The sequence below is a fragment of the Mycoplasmopsis hyopharyngis genome (genome assembly GCF_045276885.1).
Classification (GTDB): domain Bacteria; phylum Bacillota_I; class Bacilli_A; order Mycoplasmatales; family Metamycoplasmataceae; genus Mycoplasmopsis; species Mycoplasmopsis hyopharyngis.
The window spans coordinates 333,363-353,835 of the sequence record NZ_CP174164.1; the positions used below are offsets into that span (position 1 = coordinate 333,363).

Annotated in this window: 16 protein-coding genes; 5 read left to right on the top strand and 11 right to left on the bottom strand. The window is 24.8% G+C overall.

Annotation, left to right across the window (positions count from 1 at the left end; all coding sequences use genetic code 4):
• Positions 1-13 precede the first annotated feature (13 nt).
• The 11 genes from ACJA25_RS01400 to ACJA25_RS01450 all read right to left on the bottom strand — a co-directional run bounded on the left by ACJA25_RS01400 (position 14) and on the right by ACJA25_RS01450 (position 11,586).
• Positions 14-1,528, bottom strand: a complete 1,515-nt coding sequence (locus ACJA25_RS01400; protein WP_406616005.1) for a DNA methyltransferase — start codon at positions 1,526-1,528, stop codon at positions 14-16.
• Positions 1,529-1,539: 11 nt separating this feature from the next.
• Positions 1,540-2,049, bottom strand: coding sequence for an adenine phosphoribosyltransferase (locus ACJA25_RS01405; RefSeq protein WP_406616007.1), 510 nt, complete (start codon positions 2,047-2,049; stop codon positions 1,540-1,542).
• Positions 2,050-2,066: 17 nt separating this feature from the next.
• On the bottom strand, positions 2,067-3,923 hold the full coding sequence (infB, locus tag ACJA25_RS01410; protein ID WP_406616009.1) for a translation initiation factor IF-2: 1,857 nt from the start codon (positions 3,921-3,923) through the stop codon (positions 2,067-2,069).
• Positions 3,902-4,204: a YlxR family protein gene (locus ACJA25_RS01415; RefSeq protein ID WP_406616011.1), complete on the bottom strand. Its 303-nt coding sequence runs from the start codon at positions 4,202-4,204 to the stop codon at positions 3,902-3,904. Before ACJA25_RS01415 ends, infB begins: the two co-directional genes overlap by 22 nt.
• Positions 4,188-5,801: a transcription termination/antitermination protein NusA gene (locus ACJA25_RS01420; protein WP_406616013.1), complete on the bottom strand. Its 1,614-nt coding sequence runs from the start codon at positions 5,799-5,801 to the stop codon at positions 4,188-4,190. Before ACJA25_RS01420 ends, ACJA25_RS01415 begins: the two co-directional genes overlap by 17 nt.
• Positions 5,802-5,820: 19 nt before the next feature.
• Positions 5,821-6,252: a ribosome assembly cofactor RimP gene (locus ACJA25_RS01425; RefSeq protein ID WP_406616015.1), complete on the bottom strand. Its 432-nt coding sequence runs from the start codon at positions 6,250-6,252 to the stop codon at positions 5,821-5,823.
• Between the two features lie 80 nt (positions 6,253-6,332).
• Positions 6,333-6,863 carry an isochorismatase family cysteine hydrolase gene (locus tag ACJA25_RS01430; RefSeq protein ID WP_406616017.1) on the bottom strand — a complete coding sequence of 177 codons (531 nt, stop codon included), beginning with the start codon at positions 6,861-6,863 and terminating at the stop codon, positions 6,333-6,335.
• A gap of 23 nt (positions 6,864-6,886) precedes the next feature.
• Entirely contained in the window at positions 6,887-7,429 is a 543-nt protein-coding gene (locus tag ACJA25_RS01435) for a hypothetical protein (RefSeq protein WP_406616019.1), read from the bottom strand.
• A 15-nt stretch (positions 7,430-7,444) separates the two neighbouring features.
• On the bottom strand, positions 7,445-9,172 hold the full coding sequence (locus ACJA25_RS01440; protein ID WP_406616021.1) for a hypothetical protein: 1,728 nt from the start codon (positions 9,170-9,172) through the stop codon (positions 7,445-7,447).
• A gap of 17 nt (positions 9,173-9,189) precedes the next feature.
• Entirely contained in the window at positions 9,190-9,354 is a 165-nt protein-coding gene (locus ACJA25_RS01445; RefSeq protein ID WP_406616023.1) for a hypothetical protein, read from the bottom strand.
• 24 nt (positions 9,355-9,378) lie between these two features.
• Positions 9,379-11,586 carry a hypothetical protein gene (locus ACJA25_RS01450; RefSeq protein ID WP_406616025.1) on the bottom strand — a complete coding sequence of 736 codons (2,208 nt, stop codon included), beginning with the start codon at positions 11,584-11,586 and terminating at the stop codon, positions 9,379-9,381.
• Between the two features lie 196 nt (positions 11,587-11,782).
• On the opposite strand from ACJA25_RS01450, the gene ACJA25_RS01455 reads away from it, so the two are divergent.
• The 5 genes from ACJA25_RS01455 to ACJA25_RS01475 all read left to right on the top strand — a co-directional run bounded on the left by ACJA25_RS01455 (position 11,783) and on the right by ACJA25_RS01475 (position 20,467).
• On the top strand, positions 11,783-14,161 hold the full coding sequence (locus ACJA25_RS01455) for an SGNH/GDSL hydrolase family protein (RefSeq protein WP_406616027.1): 2,379 nt from the start codon (positions 11,783-11,785) through the stop codon (positions 14,159-14,161).
• Position 14,162: 1 nt separating this feature from the next.
• Positions 14,163-15,785 (top strand): MHO_4530 family protein, encoded by a 1,623-nt coding sequence (locus tag ACJA25_RS01460; protein ID WP_406616030.1) that lies wholly within the window; start codon positions 14,163-14,165, stop codon positions 15,783-15,785.
• Between the two features lie 58 nt (positions 15,786-15,843).
• Positions 15,844-16,713 carry a DegV family protein gene (locus tag ACJA25_RS01465; RefSeq protein WP_406616032.1) on the top strand — a complete coding sequence of 290 codons (870 nt, stop codon included), beginning with the start codon at positions 15,844-15,846 and terminating at the stop codon, positions 16,711-16,713.
• A gap of 81 nt (positions 16,714-16,794) precedes the next feature.
• A complete protein-coding gene (locus ACJA25_RS01470) occupies positions 16,795-17,157 on the top strand; it encodes a PTS sugar transporter subunit IIA (RefSeq protein ID WP_406616034.1) in 363 nt (120 codons plus the stop codon).
• Between the two features lie 25 nt (positions 17,158-17,182).
• Positions 17,183-20,467 (top strand): DEAD/DEAH box helicase, encoded by a 3,285-nt coding sequence (locus ACJA25_RS01475; RefSeq protein ID WP_406616036.1) that lies wholly within the window; start codon positions 17,183-17,185, stop codon positions 20,465-20,467.
• The last annotated feature ends 6 nt before the right edge of the window (positions 20,468-20,473 follow it).

Below are 20,473 nucleotides of genomic sequence, written 5' to 3' on the forward strand. Positions count from 1 at the left end.
TTCTCCTTATGAATTAAAATTCTGTTTCATTTTCATCGAATTCTTCATCATCTCTAAAGTCATCTTCATTAAAATCTTCTTCATCATATTTTTTAATGTCAATGTTTTCTTGTTCTTGAAGTTCATCTTCTAATTTAATATTTTGAGTAAATGAATTTGTTTTATTTACATTTTCTTCTTCTTTTAGACCAAAAAAGAAAATGGTATTTGAATCGATTGCTGTACTTTTTGATGAATAGTTAGTTGCTAATTGATAGAATTCAAAGAATTCTTCAGAATTTAAATAATTTAAATGTTTTGCTAAAACTTTTAAATTTTCTTCGCTTGGTTCAAATTCCAATTGGTACATTTTGTCGCTAATTGCACTACCTATTGGTTTTTTAATTACTTGAAATCTATTATTTAAAACATTTAAAATGTAGGTTTCTTTGTCAATGGTTTTTGCTATATTAGTGTTAGGTTTAATTTCCTCTTGACTAAAATAAGTGTCATTTTCAGTAGTAATTAATTGATTTTTTTCATTAATATTAAAAGGTTGAATTAGTCATTTGTAATTTGCTTTTTGTTTGCTTGTGTTTTCAATATTATTATGTTTACTTACTTTAAATGTGTCAAAAATCATAGTTTTGGCAATTGCGTTAAAGAAAGTATTTCTATATAAAATTCAATTTGGATAAGTTGAACTAGTCATAAATCTTTGATTAATCAAGTGAGATTTTTCTTGCTTTACATTGTAAATTTCAACGTTGTTTGATAAATCAATTTTCTTGTCAACTTGCGCGAATAAAACAATATTTTCTGATTGTTGGTTAATAAAACCTTTAGTGTCTAAATCCACAATCGCATTAATGTGTCTTCTTGAAATATGTGCTCTATGCTTTTTAAATTCATTTGAAAATAAGAAGGCTTTAGGTAGAATAGTAACAATATTTTTAGCAAAAACTAAAGCTTTTTTAAGGTATAAAGTTGAAATACTTTGAACCCCAGGAAGATCTTTTGATAACCCTGGAAATTGCTTACGTAAATTGGTATATGAGGTTCTATAATTTGGGAAATTACTAATTAGTAAGTCTGCTTTTAAAGTTCTTTTTCTTAAAAATTCACCAACTTTAAAACTAACGTTTCTTCCTCTTTTTAAAACCATCATTCTTGAAAGTGCTCTAGCAATTTCAATGGTTTCTTTATCATTGTCAATAAAAGTAAAATTAATGACACTTTTAGTGTTTTCATATCTTTGCAATAAGATAGGTAAAAAGATACCTACCCCACAAGAAGGGTCAGAAATTTCTAAAGTTCTTTTATTTAAACTAGGTAAATTTTTTCTAATTGAGTTCAATAAATTGGTTTCGATGTATGAAGGTTTTTCACCTTTTCTTAAATCATTAGCATAAGAAGCTAATTGATACATTTCGATGTTATCTAGTAACAATGGATTTTTTTCAATGTATTTTAATAAGTTAGAAATTTTAGTTAACTTATTTTCTTCAATGATTTCGATTATTTTTCTTTCTGTTAAGTCGCAAAACATTTTTCTCCTTATTAAACTTCAATTAATGAATGAACTTCAATGTTTTTAGGAAATTTTTCTCTTCCCTTTAAGTCTTTTAATTCTAATAATAGAATTATTTTTTTAACAACTGCTCCTTGTGATTCTAATAATTTAATAATTGCATTTGTAGTTCCACCTGTTGCTAAAACATCATCTACAATCGCAACGGTTTGACCCGGTTTAACAAAACCTTTTTGAATTTCTAGTTTGTTTGACCCGTATTCCAAGTCATATTCCATAGAAATAGTTTGTCCAGGTAATTTACCAGGTTTTCTAACCATAATAAATGGTTTTTTTAAAAATGAAGCAGTAGGAGTTCCAAATAAGAAACCACGAGCATCAGGGCCTACAATAATGTCACAATCTTTGGCAATTTCTGCCATTTTGTTAATGGTATAGTTTAATGCTTGACCATTTGCTAATAAAGGTGAAATATCTTTAAAGTCAATTCCTGGTTTAGGAAAGTCTTTGATATCTCTAATATAGTTTTTTAGTTCCATAATTTACCTTCTTAAGATTATTTTTTACCTTTGTTATTATTTTTAGTAGTAGAAACTGTATTATTAACTGGAATATCCACTCTTACATCTTCGAAAAATTCAAGAACATCATCTAATGCAATATCTTCAAATCTTTTAAAATGACAACCAAAATCTTTACCTTTTTCTACTTCTTTAACATCATTGATATCTCTTCTCAATGAGTCTAAAAAGCCAGTGTGAATCATTTTCTTGCCTCTAAAAAGTTTTACTCTAGCTGTTGATTTTACAATTCCTTCATCTACTAAACAACCAGCGATATTACCAACTTTTGAGTATTTGAAAATTTTAATAATGTGTGCTGAACCTATTTTTCTTTCCTCATAAACAGGTGCTTTTTCACCTTCTAAAATTAATTCGACAGCTTCAATAATATTGTAAATAACATCATGAACAATTAAGTCAATTTTAGCTTGTTTAGCTGCTTGTTTAATACTTGGGGTAGGTTTTATATTAAAACCAAAGATGATAGCTTTTGATGCTTGAGCAACTAATAAGTCATTATTAGTTATTTGACCGGCACTAGCAGCAATAACATTTACTGAGGCTTCATCATTTGCTAAACCATGAATTTTATTTTTAATTGCTTCTGCTGTACCTTGAACATCAGATTTAATAATTACATTAATGATTTTGTGATCATCGTTTAAATTGATGGTTTGTGTGGTACCTAAAAGTCTTTCTTTTTTATCAGCACTTTCTTTAGCACTAGCAATTTTTTTAGCAAACTTTTCATCTTGAAAACCAATAAATCTATCACCAGCTAAAGGAGAATTATTTAGTCCAGAAACTACAACAGGTGCACCTGGATGCGCTCTTTCTAAAGTTTTACCAGTAGAATCGGTTAAAGTTCTAATTCTTCCACAACAAGAACCAGCAACTATAAAATCACCTTTATATAAAGTTCCATTTTCAACAATTAAAGTTGAAACTGGTCCTATTCCTTTATCAATTCTTGATTCGATTACGGTTCCTATTGGATATCTATTTCTATTAGCTCTTAAGTTTAAAATTTCAGCCAAAATGTTGATAGCATCAAAAAGTTGATCGATTCCTTTTTCAGTTAATGCTGAACCATAAACTATTTGTGTATCTCCACCATATTCTTCAATTAAAACATCATTTTCTGCTAATTCACCTTTAATTCTGTCTAAGTCAACATTCTTTTTATCCATTTTATTGACAAAAACAATCATTGGAACATCAGCTTTTTTAGCATGCTTAATAGCTTCTTTGGTTTGGGGCATAACCCCATCATCAGCAGCAACTACTAAAATGATGATATCAGTAATTTTTGCCCCTCTTGATCTCATTTCAGAAAAAGCTTCATGACCAGGAGTATCAATAAAAGTTATTTTTTTATCTTTATAAACAATTTGGTAAGCACCAGTATGTTGAGTAATACCTGAACTTTCAGTTTGTGCAACATTAGTTTTTCTAATTTTGTCTATTAATGTAGTTTTACCATGGTCAACATGACCCATTACAGTAACGATTGGAGGTCTAGGAGTTAGATTTTTTTCATCATCTAGAAATTCAACAGCACTTAAAAAGTTACTAGCATCAATATTTGATTCTTTTCTAAAGTCTAGTCCAAATTCTACACATAATTCAGCAATTTCTTCTTCTTCTAAAACGTGGTTGATTGGATACATTTTTCCTTTAAGGAAAAACTTTTTAACAATTTCATTAGCATTTTGTTGAATTTTAGAAGCAAAATCAACAATTGACATTTTATTAGTAAAAACAAAAATTCCATCTTTTACTTCTGTTTTAACTTCATAAAGTTGATGCTTGACGTCCTCAACATTACTTATTCTATTTTTTTTAGGCATTTTTTGTCCTCCAATTCTTTTTGAATTTTTTCATAATTTTTCTTGTCGACATTTAATCTAAAAACTCTATTTAAAGATTTTGTCTTAACAATTTTTTCTCAATTTTCAACTGTAGGAATAAAGTAAGCACCTCTACCTTTTTTAGTTCTTTTTAAGTCTAAGGTAACTTTCTTTTGAACTTTGGAAAGATTAAAGCGAATTAAATTTTTAATATCGGTTATTTGATTAGTGGCAATACATTTTCTAGTGAAATTGTAATTTTTTTTAATCTCAGTCGCCATCTTCAATATCTTCAAGGTTTATATCGCTGTCAAGACCAAAGTTTGCCAAATCTTTATCGCTTTTGAAATTCTTAATAGCTTCTTTAACTTCTTTGTAGTTAGTTTTTGTTTGACTTGAAGTTTCTTTTACATTAGTTTTATCTTCTAATTTAGCTTCAACTTCTTCTGATAATTCAGTATTTGTTTTTAATTCTTCTTCAATGTGTTTTGAATATATTTCTTCAATATTCATATCTAGAAGATTTTGTGAATCAATCATTTCTTGTTCTTTTTCTTTAAATGATTCAAGATCAGAATTAAATTCATTTAAATCAATATTGATGTTGTTAAAGTATTCATTATGACTACTTTTTGTTTTCTTGTAATTTGTTTCACTACTTTTAACAGTTCTAGGTCTTTCAGTACTTTGATTCTTTTGGAATGCAATATTTTTCTTTTGTGCATCTTCAACACTTAAAACATCAATTTTGGTTTTGGTTAAATTAGATGCTAAAGAAACATTAATACCTTTTTTACCAATTGAATTTGTTAAGTTTTTCTTTTCAACAATTACATAAAAACTCTTGCAATTTTCTTCATTCTTTCTAGGCACTACATCAATAACTTTAGCAGGACTCATAGCTGATTGTAAAAATTGTTTTAGATTGTCTGAATATCTAATAATGTCAATTTTTTCACCATCTAATTCAGCAGAAATCGCATTAATTCTTTCACCTTTAACTCCAATGATTGAACCAATTTCATCCATACTTTCTGGTGCTAATTCAGTTTTTCTAACTGCAACTTTTGTTCTTTCGCCCGGCATTCTTACAAGGTCAATAATTTCTACTAAACCATTAGCAATTTCTGGAATTTCACGTTTTAATTTTTCTAACAAAATTTTTGGTGAATCAACTGATACACATAATTGTGATAATTTTGATTCTTCACTAACAGATTCCAAAATTACCTCAATTTTTTGACCATTTTGTAATGTCTTTTTTGAAGAAATGTTTGAAGTAGGTAAAAAGGCAGAAAAAATTTCATTATCTAGTTCTAAACTAACATTAAATGAACCATCATTGTTTTTATCTAAAACAGTTGCTCAAAATTTTTCTCCTACTTTTTCAATAAATTTTAAGTAAATTTGCTTCTTTTTGTATTCTGATAAATTTTGTTTTAAAGCATTAAAAATAGCTGAGTAGATTTTTTTAACTTTTTCATCACCATTTTTCTTAATTGATAAAACATTTTTTAAATTCTTTAAGTCAATCAAGATTTTAAATTGATCATCTACTTGTACATCTTGTAGGATTTTTCTAGCTTCTGATAATGAAATGTTGAAATAAGCATTAGTTTCATCCATATCTTTATCTTCTACTACTAATCCGTTGATGTTATAGATATTAGCTACTTTTAATTTTTTGTCCATTTCTAATTTTATTTCAATTTCAGGATCGATTTCTTTACCTAAAATTCTAGTCAATGATTTTTCAAACATATCTATAAAATCTTTAGGATCTATTTTTTGATTTTTTTCATATTCAGTAATCATTTGAAAGATTCTTGCGTTGTCATCTAATTCAACTGATTTTTCTTTTTCTTTAGTTTTTTTCATAATAACTCCTTATTAATAATTAAAACTTAATGTGTTCTTGAATTTTCTTAATATTAGTTTTTTCAATTTTTTGCTTTTGAAATCTGCCACGATTATTCCACTTAATAATTAAAAAATCATCATTTATTTCAATTATTTTTCCAATGTAAAAATCTTTTTTATTTTCATTTTTAAATAATGATAATTCAAATTCTTTTTCTAAATTTGAAGATAAATCTTCATATTTTAATTCGTTTTGAATTCCTTTTGATTCCACAGCTACAAAATCAAATTCAGTATTTGGAATACTTTTATCTATAAAATCATTAATTTCATAACTTATTTTGCTAATTTCATCAAAATCATGTTTTTCTACAATAACAACAAGTTTTTTCATTCCGTCTTCTTTTTGTAAAAAAGCATCTAAAATTTGCTCACCAAAATTATTTTTTAATATTTCTTTATAATTCATATCCCTCCAATGAAATACAAAGAGTTGCCATTTCGACAACTCTTTTTATATTATGAATTTGACCTTAATATTATAATACTTTATTTAATAATAATACCAGTTTGTTTCATTATTTCTAACGCGAATTTATGATACTCTTTTGCATTATGATTTGGTCCATCATATGTTGAAGTTAATTCATCATAGACAATTACATTTTTATTGATTTTGTTTTCATTAAAAAATGTTTTTAATGAGATAGCTAGTTGCAAAATACATATATCGGTACAACAACCCACTATTTCAAATTGATCATAATTGGTAAGAGTAATTTTTTTATTTAAGATATGAAATGAATTTGTAGAATTTTTTAAAACAATAAGTTTTGCATAAGGTTTTAATTCCTCTACTATTTCATCCTCACCTGAATTCTTTAGACAATGCAATGGATATACTTGCATTTCAATATCATCAGCATAGTGAGAATCACAAATAAAAATATTTTCTTCATTTTTATTTTTTAGTAAATATTTTTCAATTGGCTCAATGATTTTTTTAACATTTTCAGAAGCTAAGTTACCTTCTTTAGCAAAACCATTAAGCATATCGACTACTAAAATTAATTTTTTCATTTTCCTCTTTTGTTATTTTAAAATTAAATATTTTTAAAATCTTGAAGAATTCAAGCTTCGTAGTCTTCTTGTACTTTTTGTAAAACTTTTTTAGAAGAGTTTCAAAGTTTAAAGGTCATTTTTCCACTTTTTTCAAGTGCTTGAATATTTAATCAAGCAGTTTCCATAGGTTTGAAAATTCTTTCAAGGTTAGTTCCGAGTGTTAGCATTTTCTTAATTAGTTCATTGTATTTTTTAATATTTTCATTTTGAATTTTTTTAGCATCTGCTAGTTCTTTTTCTTTAGCAGCTTTTGCATTTTCATCACCATTTATTGCTGTTAATTCATTTTGTAATTGATTAACTTTGGTTTCATCTTCTTCTTTAATTTTCTTTAGTTTTTTTTCATCAGATACATAACCATCATATTGTTTTCTTAATGGTTGATAATAATTATTACATTTTTGAAATAATAATTTAGCAGAAACAGGACCTGTTGATAAGGTGATTCCAATACCAACACCAACAGCAGAAACAACACCAAGAGGTATTAATGTTCCTAAAAGAATTTTTCCTTTTTTATTCATATTACTCCTTAATGATTATTGTTTTATAGTTTCATTCAATTTATTGAATAATTGTTCAAATTTAGCAAATTTTTTGTTGAATTCAGATTGTGGTTTTTCTCAATCAAATTCAAATAAATTTAAAAGTTCTACTAATGATTTTTTATATGTTTGGTCTAAATTAGGATAGTTTTTCTTAATTTCTTCAGACTTACTCTTTAAGAAAATTTCTCATTTTTCATCCAAATATAAATTCATTACTTTTAAATACCTGTTAGAATTTTTAATTCTTGAGATTCATTTATTAATGTTTGAACTTAGTTCTAAGGATTCGTTTAAAGAATTAACTTGATTTTTAGGAGACACTAAAAATTCTTCAACATTTTTAATATCTTTTTCAATAACATCAATATTTTTACTTAAATATTCATTATTTTTTACAACTTCACTGTCTTTAGAAATGTTCAATTTTTTGAAACTTTTTAATGATTCTAAGCACTCATTTTTAATTGTTGTTTTTTCAAATCAAATCTTTGTTATTTTGTTGTATTGTTTAAATATTTTTATAATTTCTTGTTTTAATTTATCTGTATCACTATCATTTATTTCTTTTAAAGCATCTGTAATTCTTTGTAATTCTAATGTATCTTGTGATCTGTTGTTATCATTTTCAGTGTTGAATGGTGGATAATTTTCAAGATTTAATTGCAAATTATTTTTTAGTTCTTTAAATTTTGACTGATTTCATAAATTTATAAATTCATTATAAATTTGATTTATTGATTCAAAACTAATAGAATAAAAAATTATTTCTTTTTTATCTTTTAGGAAAGATAAATATTTTTTAAGATTATTAACAATATCTTTTTTAGATTCTAAAATATCCACAGCATCGCTATTGGTTTTTTCAAGATCCAAATTTTCTTTTTCAAGTTTTTTTATTCTATCTTCATTTTCAGAAATGAATTTAGAAACAATTAAGTCCTTAGCTTCGTCAATAGATTTTTCAATTAATGTTAAATCTCTGTCAAGCTGTTCTTGTAATTCAGATATTTTTTCAATATTTAAAAGATGTTCAATTTTTTTGGCATAAGAATATCCAAAAATTAATTTTTGATTTAAATTTTGTTTATCTTCATCATTTAAAAAGCGTGTTGATTTAACAAAAAATCAAGTTGATGAATTATAGATTTCATCTTCAATCTTTGTTATTCTTTTAATAAAATTTTCTTTTACTACAATAGCTTTTTTAAGTTTATCAATGATGTTTTTTTCATCTTCAAGAAATTTTTTGATTTCAACAATATATTTTCTTGCTTCTTCATTTTTTTCTTTTGTTAATTGAGATGTTTTATATTCATTTGTCTTTATTTTAATTTCTTTAAATTTTTGATTTATTTTCTCTATATTTTGTTTTAAATCTGAGTTGTTTTTATTTTCTTGGATTGTAGTTTCAAAACTTTTTGTTAATCTTTCTAAATTTTCAATGATTTCTTGGTCAGTTGATATTTTTGGTTCATCTTTTTGAATTCTATCATCACCTGTTCTAGGGTTTTCAGGTTTTTTAGGTTCAGGAGTAGTTTGTCCTGGAGTAGTACCATCTTTTTTATTAGAATCAGAATTAGATGAGGAATCTCCACCTTGTTTATCATCTTTATTTTCTTCAACTTTTTTACATCTTGCAGCAATTGGAAAAATTGTAGTTAAGGAAGCAAAAGCCAAAGGAACAACAAATCATATTTTATTTTTCTTTTTTAATTTCATAATTATCCTATCTATTTTTAACCTTTGTAAATGGCATTATAAAATTCAATATGTGAATTTCCTAAACTTAATACTTGTGAAGCTATTTGTTTAGCAGCATCAATAATTGGTAAACGAGATTTGTCAAATTCTCTATTTATAGCTTTCATTTCTGCGGAATTACTTGCGTAAATAGTATGCATTTTTTCATGATGACCTTTTCATAATTAATCAAACATTAAGAAGATTGGCGCAAGTTCAATTTTAAGTTTTTCAAAATCACCAACAGATAAATGTGTAATATTTTGTTCTTCTATCTTTTTAACAAGTTTTGGAACTTCTTCTTCATAATATTTAACAGAAATATCTACAATTTCTTTAATTCTAGTAACATTGTCTTTTTTAAGACTTTCGTTGTATAAGAAAGTATTGAAAATTCCTTCAAACGCTTTTACCATAACTGCTTGATTCTTTTTGAAGAAAACAATAACCTTACCAAGTATCTTTTTAACAACTTCAGGAGTTAAAGCCTCTTCTAAAAATTTAGTACTATATTCAGTTGAATTAGTTTTAAAAGCAGCAGTCATAACATCAATTGTTATTTCATTAATTAATAATGATGTATCGCTAATAGCTTGTGCTAACAATGGAAAATCTTTAGGGTCAAAATTAACGTTTGCTAATGGTTCTTCAAAGTTTTTGAAAAGTGCATCATAAACATTCTTTTGTGCTCTAATTAATGTTCCAATGTTTTCTTCAACAACACTTGCTTTGTTTGGAAGGATAGTTGTTTTTAATTCTTCTTTAAAGGTTGAAAATTGTTGTTCAACTTTTTCATTAACTATTTGTTTAGTTTTGTTAAGAGTTTCGTTTAATTTTCCTCTATTAATAACTTTTTGAACCTCAATTTCAATTGATTTTCATTTGTCGCCATCAATTATTTTTTTCAACTCTTCATAGGTTTTTTGCAAGTTTTCTTTTTTAACAAAAAGATTTCTTAATAATTCTTTAGCATCTTTAAATTTTTTAGTCAAACCATTTTCAATTGTTTCAATTCCAGGAACACGGTCAAGTAAAATCATTTTTGATTCGGGCTTTTCTAAAATGTCAAAAATGTTGTTTCATAATTCTGCGTGAGGAATAACTTTGTTTGAAGTGGTTAAATAATTAGCGTTTTTTAATAAAGTAGAAAAATCTTTTTCTGCTTCATATGACTTTTCAATTTTGTCAATTTCTTGATTAATTGTTTCACCCAAAACAATTGGTGAATAGGTCATTTTCTTTTCTGAATATTTACCAGTTTTAGTAGTTTCTAATTCTTTTTTAATAGCATCTTTCACTAATTTTGCGGGATATTCTTTAATTGCTTTTTCAACTTGTTCTAAAACAGAGTTTAGTTTAATAGTAGCATCATTTTCTTCTGAAACTGAAGTTAAAGCATCAATAGCAGTTTTTAATTCTTGATTATTGTTGCTTTCATAAACTTCTAATTTTTTTAATTCTTCAGCAACTTTTTTAACTTTTTCTGCTTTAGCACCATTTTCTTTGTATGCCTTAGCAGCACTTAAAAGATTTTCAACTTCAGTTTTGACTTTTTCTTTAATATCAAAAGTAGAAACTTGTTCAATAGTATCTCCTGAAATTTGTTTGATGTTTTCATCAAATTTAGACATTAAAAAAGTAATTGTTTCTTTTACTTTAGCTATTTCAGGTTGTTCAATGTTTTCTTTTGCTTTTTCTATTTTTTCTTGTAAATCTTTGTATTCTTTTTGTAAAGCTTCAAAAGATTTTTTAGCAACATCTTTTCTAACTTTTTCTAATTGTGCTTGGTATTGAACTAAAGTAGTTTTGTTTTCTTTGTAAGTTTTAATAATTCATGGGTAATATTTAGTTTCTAAATTAGAATAAACTTGAGTTAGAACATTTTTAAGAGTTAAATTAGTTTTGTCTAAAAAATTAACAAAAATCTTTGAATGTTCCTTTTGTTGTTCTTCACTATAACTATTGTTTTCTTTTTCTCATAAATCATTTCTTAAAAAAGTTTTTATGATTGATTCACTATTTTCTTTTAAGTCGTTTACTAAAGCTAAAATGTAGTTTTTATTTGTGCTTTGTATAGTTGTTGTGATTTCATCAATTTGTTTTTTAACATTACTCTTTTTAAAATCTTTTGTATTAGCAATTTCTTTTTGTATTTGTTCAATTTTACTAATTAAAGTTGCTAATTCTCTCTTTTGTTCAGTACTTAAAACATCTGGATTTTTAACCGCTTCTTTAAAAGTTGATTCATCTTTAATTTCTTCAATAAGTTTTAAATTACTTGCTTTTCATTGTTCTAATGCTTTATCTCCTGCACATGACGCAGATAAAAACGCTATTGAAGATACACTAGTAATCCCTATTAAACTCGAAAATAGAAGAATTCTTTTTTTCATAGTTTTACTCCTTTTCTGAATACTTTCTTATTTATAATATTGATTTCTAAACTAATAAATAATATAATTTTATACATATATTTATTAAAATAGTGTAATTTATTTAATATATATAATAGAGATTAGCAATATTAACAATAGCAAAATACACCTTTAAAATAGTTATTTTTGTCAATATTTGTTATTAAGGAGCATAATGAAACAAAAAAATAAGATTTTATTATCAGTTTTAATTCCTTCTTTAGCAGTTGGAGTTTCTGCAGCAACTATTACAGCCATTGCGGTTGGATGTAAGTATAAAAATGATGAGTACAACGCAACAAATTCAAAGAATTTTAATTACCCAGAAGTTAATTTGTCAAATAATATTATTCCTTTTAATGAAAAGATAAAATACGTTGCTATTGGTGATTCTATTTCTGCTGGTTATACTAATTTTTTACCAGAAGATTACCCTGGAGATATGGATGAAAATGGCAATATTACAGGAGCTAGTTTTCCTGCTTATTTAGCACAAATAATTAAAAATGAAAACCCACAAAGATTAGCTTCTTTTGATAATTTTTCTTTCTCTGGTGCTACTTCTCATGAATTAATTAAAGCTTTTAATTGAAGTCATTTTCCAAAAAATGATATTGAACCAACAGATGCTTCTCCTGCTGAAAAATTTGCTGAATTAAAAAACTTAATGAAAGAAAAAATTCAAAAAGCAAATTTAATTACTATCAATTTTGGTGCTAATGACTTTTTTGAAATTTTTTCAACTTTATTAAAAAAAGACAAATATAAAAACTTTTTAAATGACTTTAAAAAAGATAAAGTTAAAGCAATTTTTAACCTTTGATACATCATTGGTGAAGCAAATGATGAAATTAAAAATCGTTTTGACGTAATTATTCGAGAAGTTAAAGCATTAAATAAAAATGCTAACATTATGCTAATTTCTTATCCAATGCCCTTTAATAGACTAACCAAAGTTATTGATTCAATTATTTTAGGTTTAAATGGAATTAGTAATTCAGTTATTAACATTTTAAATGAACAAATTATTAAACCATCTGCTTTAAAAAATAATGTTTTATTTTTAAATGTTTATGACCAGCCTTATTGAAATGAACATCAAAGTAAATTAACTCAATCAATATTTGATATTCACCCTACAATATTAGGTTGAAAAAAAATGGCAATGGATGCTTACATAAAATTAAGTACGGGTTATACTTCATTGGATGTTTTTAAAGAAAAAATAAATTATGATTTACCTTGAAATTACAACTTTGTTGATAAAAAAGATGCTTTAAAAGTTATTGACCATTCTAAAGCTGACACCCAAGTTTTATTAGATGCTTTTAAAAATATGAATTACGAAGAGTTTCTTTATGATTTAGACAAAGATGATATATACAATGGCGATGAAGTTCAAATAAAATGAAATAATAAAACTCAAAAATATGAACGTACAAAAACTGGTAAGAAAATTAAAGACATTTACAAAGTTGAAAACAATGGTAAAAGACTAAAAAGTCACGCTTTAAAATGAACAGTTGATAAACTTATTGAAAATTTAGAAAGCTGAGATTTATTTAAACAATTAGCTGATAATGATCAAACTTTCATTAAATTGATGAAAGAAAAAACTAATGGTAAAGACAATAAAACATTATTTAGAGAACTATTTGATGTTAAAGATAAAAGCTTTTTAGAAAATTTAATTAATGGTTTCCAAAAACATTTTGATGAAACAGATTATGATCTTGATGGAAAAGTTGGCGGAAAATATATTTATAAACATCAATTCTTGGATCGTTTCCTTATTTCAGTTTTGGATGGGGAAAATAATTTCAAAAATCTAATGGTTCCATTCTTGGAAAGTGATTTGTATAAAAGTAATAAAGATAAATGAAAAGTAATTTTTGAAAACTTATTATCAAAATACAACGATAGTAGTTCAAAATTTATAAAAGAAATAATTGATTTATATTTTGATTTTGTTCATTCAAATGATGAATTTACAATTGAAAAAGTTAAAGCTAAAAAATACTTTTTAAAATTCTTTAACAATAAAAATATTAATAATTTCTTAAAACAAATCATTAACTATACATTTAAAAATGATTCTAATACTACCTTTTTACAAAAACAAAGTTTTTATGAAGTATTGGATATGATGCTAGCTGATCCATCGATTCAAAATGAATTCAAAAATTCAATCACCACACTAATTGATAGTTTTGTAAATGACAAAGAATTCATTGACATTTTATCTGAAAGAATTTTATTGTACAAATTATTAAAAATTAAAGAAGAGAAAAACATTAGTGTGAAAACCATCAATGACCCAGATAATTTATTAGGAATAACTAAAAACTCAGCAACTGCAGTGACAAAAAGAATTGTTAAATATTTTGAATGAGTTAAAACTGATTCATCAGTAAAAGATAAGTTTGTTCAAAGGATTATAGATACTCTTAAATCAAATAAAAAATTGTTATTTATTGATAGATTTTTCAAAGAATTAGAACTTAAGAGTTTGGTTTCTGAATCTCAATATGAAGAATTAAAGAAAATGAGTTAATATGAATTGAGAAGTATTTTTAAAATTATTTGTAGCAATTACTTTTTCGATTTTATTATTTGGTGTAATTTTTTGAATTTCTTATGTTGTTCGTAAAAAGCATATTGATAGAAATAATTCAGGTTTAGTGACCTTTCATATAGATTGAAAAAATAAAAAAATTGTTAAAGAGACAGAAAACTACTTAAGCAAAAACTTACCTTGGGATCAAGGGAAAAATTTGTTTAAGCATAATGTGTATAGACATGTTGATGATTTTTTAAAAACTATCGCTGAAGAATATAGAAAAAGAATCATTGAATATTTTGAAAACCCAAATAATGATCGTTTTAATATTTCTTTTAAATTTGACAAAAGTATTGAATGAAAAAAAATAAATAAAAAGAATAACGAAAATTTTGATGTTTCTAATTGTGCTTTCTTGTTAAAAGTTTATAAAAACAAAGATGATACTTTTTATTGTACTATTCATTATCATTACAATAAATCTGAAAATAGAAAGTATGATATTAACAAATTACAAAAACCTTTGGATATCAAAAATTTAAGTTCTAAATATTTTTTAGCATATTGTATTAACTTTAAACCTGATATGAGTGTCAAAAAAGATTTCGAAATCAATGATATTTTTATGGATGTTTATGCTTTGTTAGGGATTGATTATAAAAAAACTTTTACTTTATTAACCGATAACATAATGTTTATTATTTATGGTTTTAATAGCTATTTTTCATTAAAGTATAAGGCAAAGAATCTTTTAACTAAGATGAGACAAAACATTAAAAAATTACCTTTAAATTACAATGTTGAATCCTTTTCATTACTAGAATGAAACAAAGCATTAAATGAAAAAGACATTCAATTAATCATAAGTAAAGCAAAATTTTTACTATTTAATAATATGCAAAATCTAAACAATAATAAGTACTATTATTGAGGTTTAGATGATTATTCTTTACAAAATGAATTTAATGAATTCACCTTAAATATAGATAATTTCGAAAAAAGAAATGACATTCAAGATTATGTTTTGGAATACATTCCGATCAACATTATTGAAGATAATACTCAAAGTAATACCAAATTGAAACTCCTTGATTTACACATTAATGGGATTTCAAAAAACACGTTTGATTTTTTCAAAAAAATTTCATTTTATAAATATAAATATGAAAGCAATTGAGTTAAATATTTAATTCAAAACTCTAAAAAAGATGAAGTAGCTTTAATAAAAATAAATGATTTAAAAATTGATTTTCTAAGATCGAATAGCAAAAAAAACTTATATTTTTTAGTTAATTACCCAGATGAAAATTATAACTTTAACAATATTTTTGATATGACTAATGAATTATTAAAAATCAAAAATGGTTTAGGATTATATGTTAATAACATTACAAATGAATTAATAAATTTTGTTAAAAGTGTTGAAGTTATTAATTTAATTGTTATAAGTTCAAATATAGTTAAGAACTTACAAACAAATTCAAGCACATATTTAAAATTGCTAAATTTAAAAAAATCTTTACCTGAAGAATCAAAAATTATTTATGAAATGTCAAATAACAAAATTGATGAATACATTGCTAAGAAATTAGAAATAAAATATGTAATAAATATATAAATGAATGTTTTTTCTTTTTTCATATATTATTTATTACAAAAGAGAGGAACTAATAGATATGAAGAAATTAGGAATTATTTTAGACTCTTTTTCATGTATGGATGAAAAAACAGCTAATGAATTAGATATTGCTTACTTACCATTACAAAGCATTGTTGCTGGCAAAACCTATGAAGATGGAATTAATATTTCATATAAAGATTTAATACATGAAATATACAAAACAAAAGATTTGAAAACTTCATTACCAGTTTTAAGCAAAATTGAAAAAACCATTGAAACAATGGCAAAAACACATGAACATGTAATTTATTTAGGAATTAATGAACACTTATCATCAACTACTACTACTGCTCAAGTGTTTGCTAAAAATTATCCAAATGTTCACATTGTTCAAAACCATTTTTGTGGAAGAATGTTTGTTGATGTAGCGTTATATATTCAAAATTATTATGAAAAAGAACAAAGCATAGCAAAAACATTATTAGAGTTAGACAGAATAGTTAAAGATTCTTGCATATTTATTTCTCCTTTTACTTCTGAATATTTAGTTAATGGTGGTAGATTAAAAGGACTTAAAAAATTTATGGTTGCTAGCTTACAAAAAATTAAGATTTTTCCAATTGTTCAATATGAAGGTAAAGTTTCATTTAGCGGTCTAGTAAGAAGTAAAGCAAATTCAATTGAAAAAATTATTCAAAAAACCATTAAATTTATTGGTGGAGCAAACAATATTCCAAAATACGATTTTCGTTTAATCCATGGAATTGATGATTCAAATAATGAACTAGCGGTAACAATAGCTAAAAGTTACGGAATAGAATTTGTTTCTAAAGATTATTCAAGTGGTATTATCGCTATCCATACAGGACCTACAGCATTAGCGATAGGTGCTTCAATTAAATTAGAAAATATTGAAAACAAATAACTAAAAAAGTCCTACTCTTGTTAAGGGACTTTTTTAAGTTTGATAACCTTTGGTAATTATTATTTTGCTATAATAAAAGTTATGAACAAAAAAGATAAATTTTTACTGGTTTTTTTAACTATTATAACCTTTGGTTTTATTTGAATTTATTGATCAAAATTGAAAAATAAAACTGAAAATAATATAAAAAAATCTTCCAAATTACCCTTTAAACTAGATGAATTAGTAAAAAAATTAGGCGGAAGAGAAAATATTGTTGGTGCTAATTGTTCGATTTCAAAAGTGAAAATTGAAATCAAAGATAATGAAGTATTAGAAGTTGAAAAAATTAAGAATATGAAAGGTATTAGTGGAATTGTTGTAGGTAATTTTTCTATATCTTTAATAACAGGCAATATATCAGAAGAGTTAACAAAACAAATTAATAACTTAGTTTTATCATAATATATTTGATGATTGAAGGTATAAAATGAAAAAAGTAAATGAACAATATCAGGTTATACTTGATAATCTTTTAGATGTAGCACCTAATGATGCTGCTATTTTTACAAAAATTAATAATAAGTACGCTTTTGATTTTAAACGTATTTTTGGTGACCAGGCATTTAATTATATTTACACTCAAAAAGATTTTAATATGCCAGTTTTAGAAGTTAATCTTATTAGATTAATTGAACAATTAAATGATTGTAATGAATTGGAAGAATTCAAAGATATCCTAATGCAAAATAGCTATGAAATCTCTGATTTTTTATTTAATTCTTTAAGCAAAGATTTTGAAAATGCTAAATATAAAATCATAAATGACATCAAACTAAATTACCAAAAGCAAAGTCTTAAATGAAAAATATTTGTTAATAAAGCTAAAGAAATAAATAATGAAACCAATATTTGACCAATGAATTTAGGTTTTTTATTTGTTAAATTATCTATTGATGGAAAAAGCATATATGGACCTTTGTTTTTTAAAGAAGTCTATATGGAAATAAGAAATAGTAGACCATTTTTGATTTCTAATGGTGAAATTAAAGCAAATGAAAAATTAATGTTTTTATTAAAAAATGCTGGTTTTGACTTAACTATTTCAGATAACTATTCACATTTTTCTATTGAAGAAATGACTAAATTTGTTTATCAAGAATGAAAAGAAGTTTATAGTTGTCATAATGACATAAATGATTATTTTCAAAAGATTTTTCCTGAAAGCATAACAAATGAAACCATTGAATTTAACAAAGGAATTGTTTTAGGATTATTCCAACCTTTGGGTGGATATGTAAGAAATAGAATGATGCAAATTTTAGAAAATAATGAAATCCATTCTATTTTAGATGTTGAATTTAATAAAAACATTTATAAAAACAAAATCAAAGACGCGATTTTAAATCCTAAAACTAGCATTTTTAAAATTACACCAACCAATTTATCACAAGATAAAGCAATAGCTTCTTCACTAAATCAAAATACAATTATTTGAGGTCCACCAGGTACGGGTAAATCTCAAACTATTGTAAATATTTTGACAAACATTTTAGTTTATAAAAAAACTGCTTTAGTTTGTTCACAAAAAAAGGCGGCATTAGAAGTTATTAGAAACAGAATGGGTGATTTAAATCGTTTTTGTCTATTTATGCTTAATTCTAAAAACATGAACAGAAAGAACTTTTATGTTCCTATTAGAGAGTATTTGGAATTTTTAGAAAATTATGACAATAGTTCTAAAATTGAACCATTAAACATTATTACCAAGAAAGAAATTGACTTTGTTCAAAATATCAAAACTTATTCTAGTGATCCTAGATTCGATGAGGTAAGCAAATATATTTTTGATTTACAACAAGTTTGACAAGATTTTGATGTTGAACTTTGAAAAAAACTATTACATTTACCAAGAAATTTAAAATATGTAGAACCAATTTTATTTGATTCATCTAAAAGTTTTATCAAGGGATGATTAAAGGCTAATAAATTAAGATTTAGATTTTTAAATCATAACAATTGAAGAATAAAATCATTAGGATATGATGTTTTTAATGCTTTTAAAAAAATGACCTTTAATATTCAAAATGTAGTTTCTAATTTACATAAAACTACTGATCAAGATTTTGAATATATTACTAATTTATTAAATATCTTGCCTGATTGACAAAGAACAGATATTTCTGATATTGAAGCACTTAAGAATTTTGTTGCTAAAAACATTATTGATAAAATTTCTAACTTTACTAAAGAAGAAAAACAAGAATATATTGAATTTGCTGCCTCAATTAGATTAGCAAATTTAGAACCATATAAATTTATTAAACGTTTTTCAAAAATGATCAAGATCTTTTTCCCTGTGTTGATTGTAACTCCTGATGCTGATTTATCTGCTTGAGAAAAAGAAGAATTTGATTATGCAATTATGGATGAATCTAGTCAAATTTTCCTAGAAAAAGGTCTGCCAGTATTATACTTAGCAAAAACAAAAATTTTAGCTGGTGATGATAAGCAAATGAAGCCAAGTAATTGATTTGGGATTAGACAAAACGATGATTCAATTTATGGTAAAGTAGATTCCTTATTAGATTTTGCTACTAGTTTAGGTGTATATAGTATTTTGCTAGACAAAAATTATCGTTCAAATTATGCTTCATTGATGACTTTTAGTTCAAAGTACTTTTACAAATCAAGTTTAGATGTTATAGACACTTTTCATAATGAAAAAATCGAACCTATTGATGTTATAGAAGTTAATGGTGTTTGAGAAAATAACAAAAACGAAATAGAAATTGACAAGGTTATTGAAATCACCTTAAATAATTTAGAACTTTATAAAAAAATAATATTGTTAAGTTTTAATGCTAAACAACAAGATGCTATTTTGGACAAAATTTTTGCTAATTATCCAGAATTAGAAAAAGCTATTGAAGATAATAGGTTGCTTTTAAGAAATATTGAAAACATCCAAGGGGATGAAGCTGATTTAGTTATTATGTCAGTGGCTTATGATAGAAATACTCAAATTCATTCTACTTATGTTGGTCGTCCAGGTGGAATGAATGCCTTAAATGTTGCGATTTCTAGAGCTAAAGATAAAATGATAGTAGTTAAATCATTAAGAGCAAATCAATTAATTTTAACTACCGATAATGAAGATTCAAAGATGTTTAAAAATTGATTACAGTTTTTAGAAATGAATTCTAAAACTAGACAAGATTTTTTAAATATTGAGCAAGCAACCATTAGTCAAAAAACAATGGAAATTCAATTAGATTCAAAATTAAATGATGATGTTAAAAACTTTTTAACAAATTTAGTTGCTAAAAATTCTAACTTAACATTAGGTATAAATGAATCAATTGGAACCTTAAAAATCGATTATCTTATTAAAAGAAATGATGCGGTTTTAGTTTGCTTTATTGTTGATGAATATAAATATGCAAATGACTTGGAAGCATTTTTATCCTTTAATGATTTAATTAAATTTATTAAAAATAAAGGCTACACTGTATATCGTTTAGACAAGATCAATTTTGAAAAATATCACTATGAAATAGAACAATTGGTAAAAACCCTTAATAGTCAAAATGAACCAAAACCAATTTTTAAAACTAAAGAAATTCCTCTTGAAGGACTTGAATTAGATAAACAAGAAGAAATTCAAATTGACATTATTCCTCAAAATATTGATGATGAAAAATCCTTTGAAGAAACTACAAAAGAATGAAAAATTAAGCTAAATGAATTTACTTCAAGTGACCAAGAAAAATAAACAAAA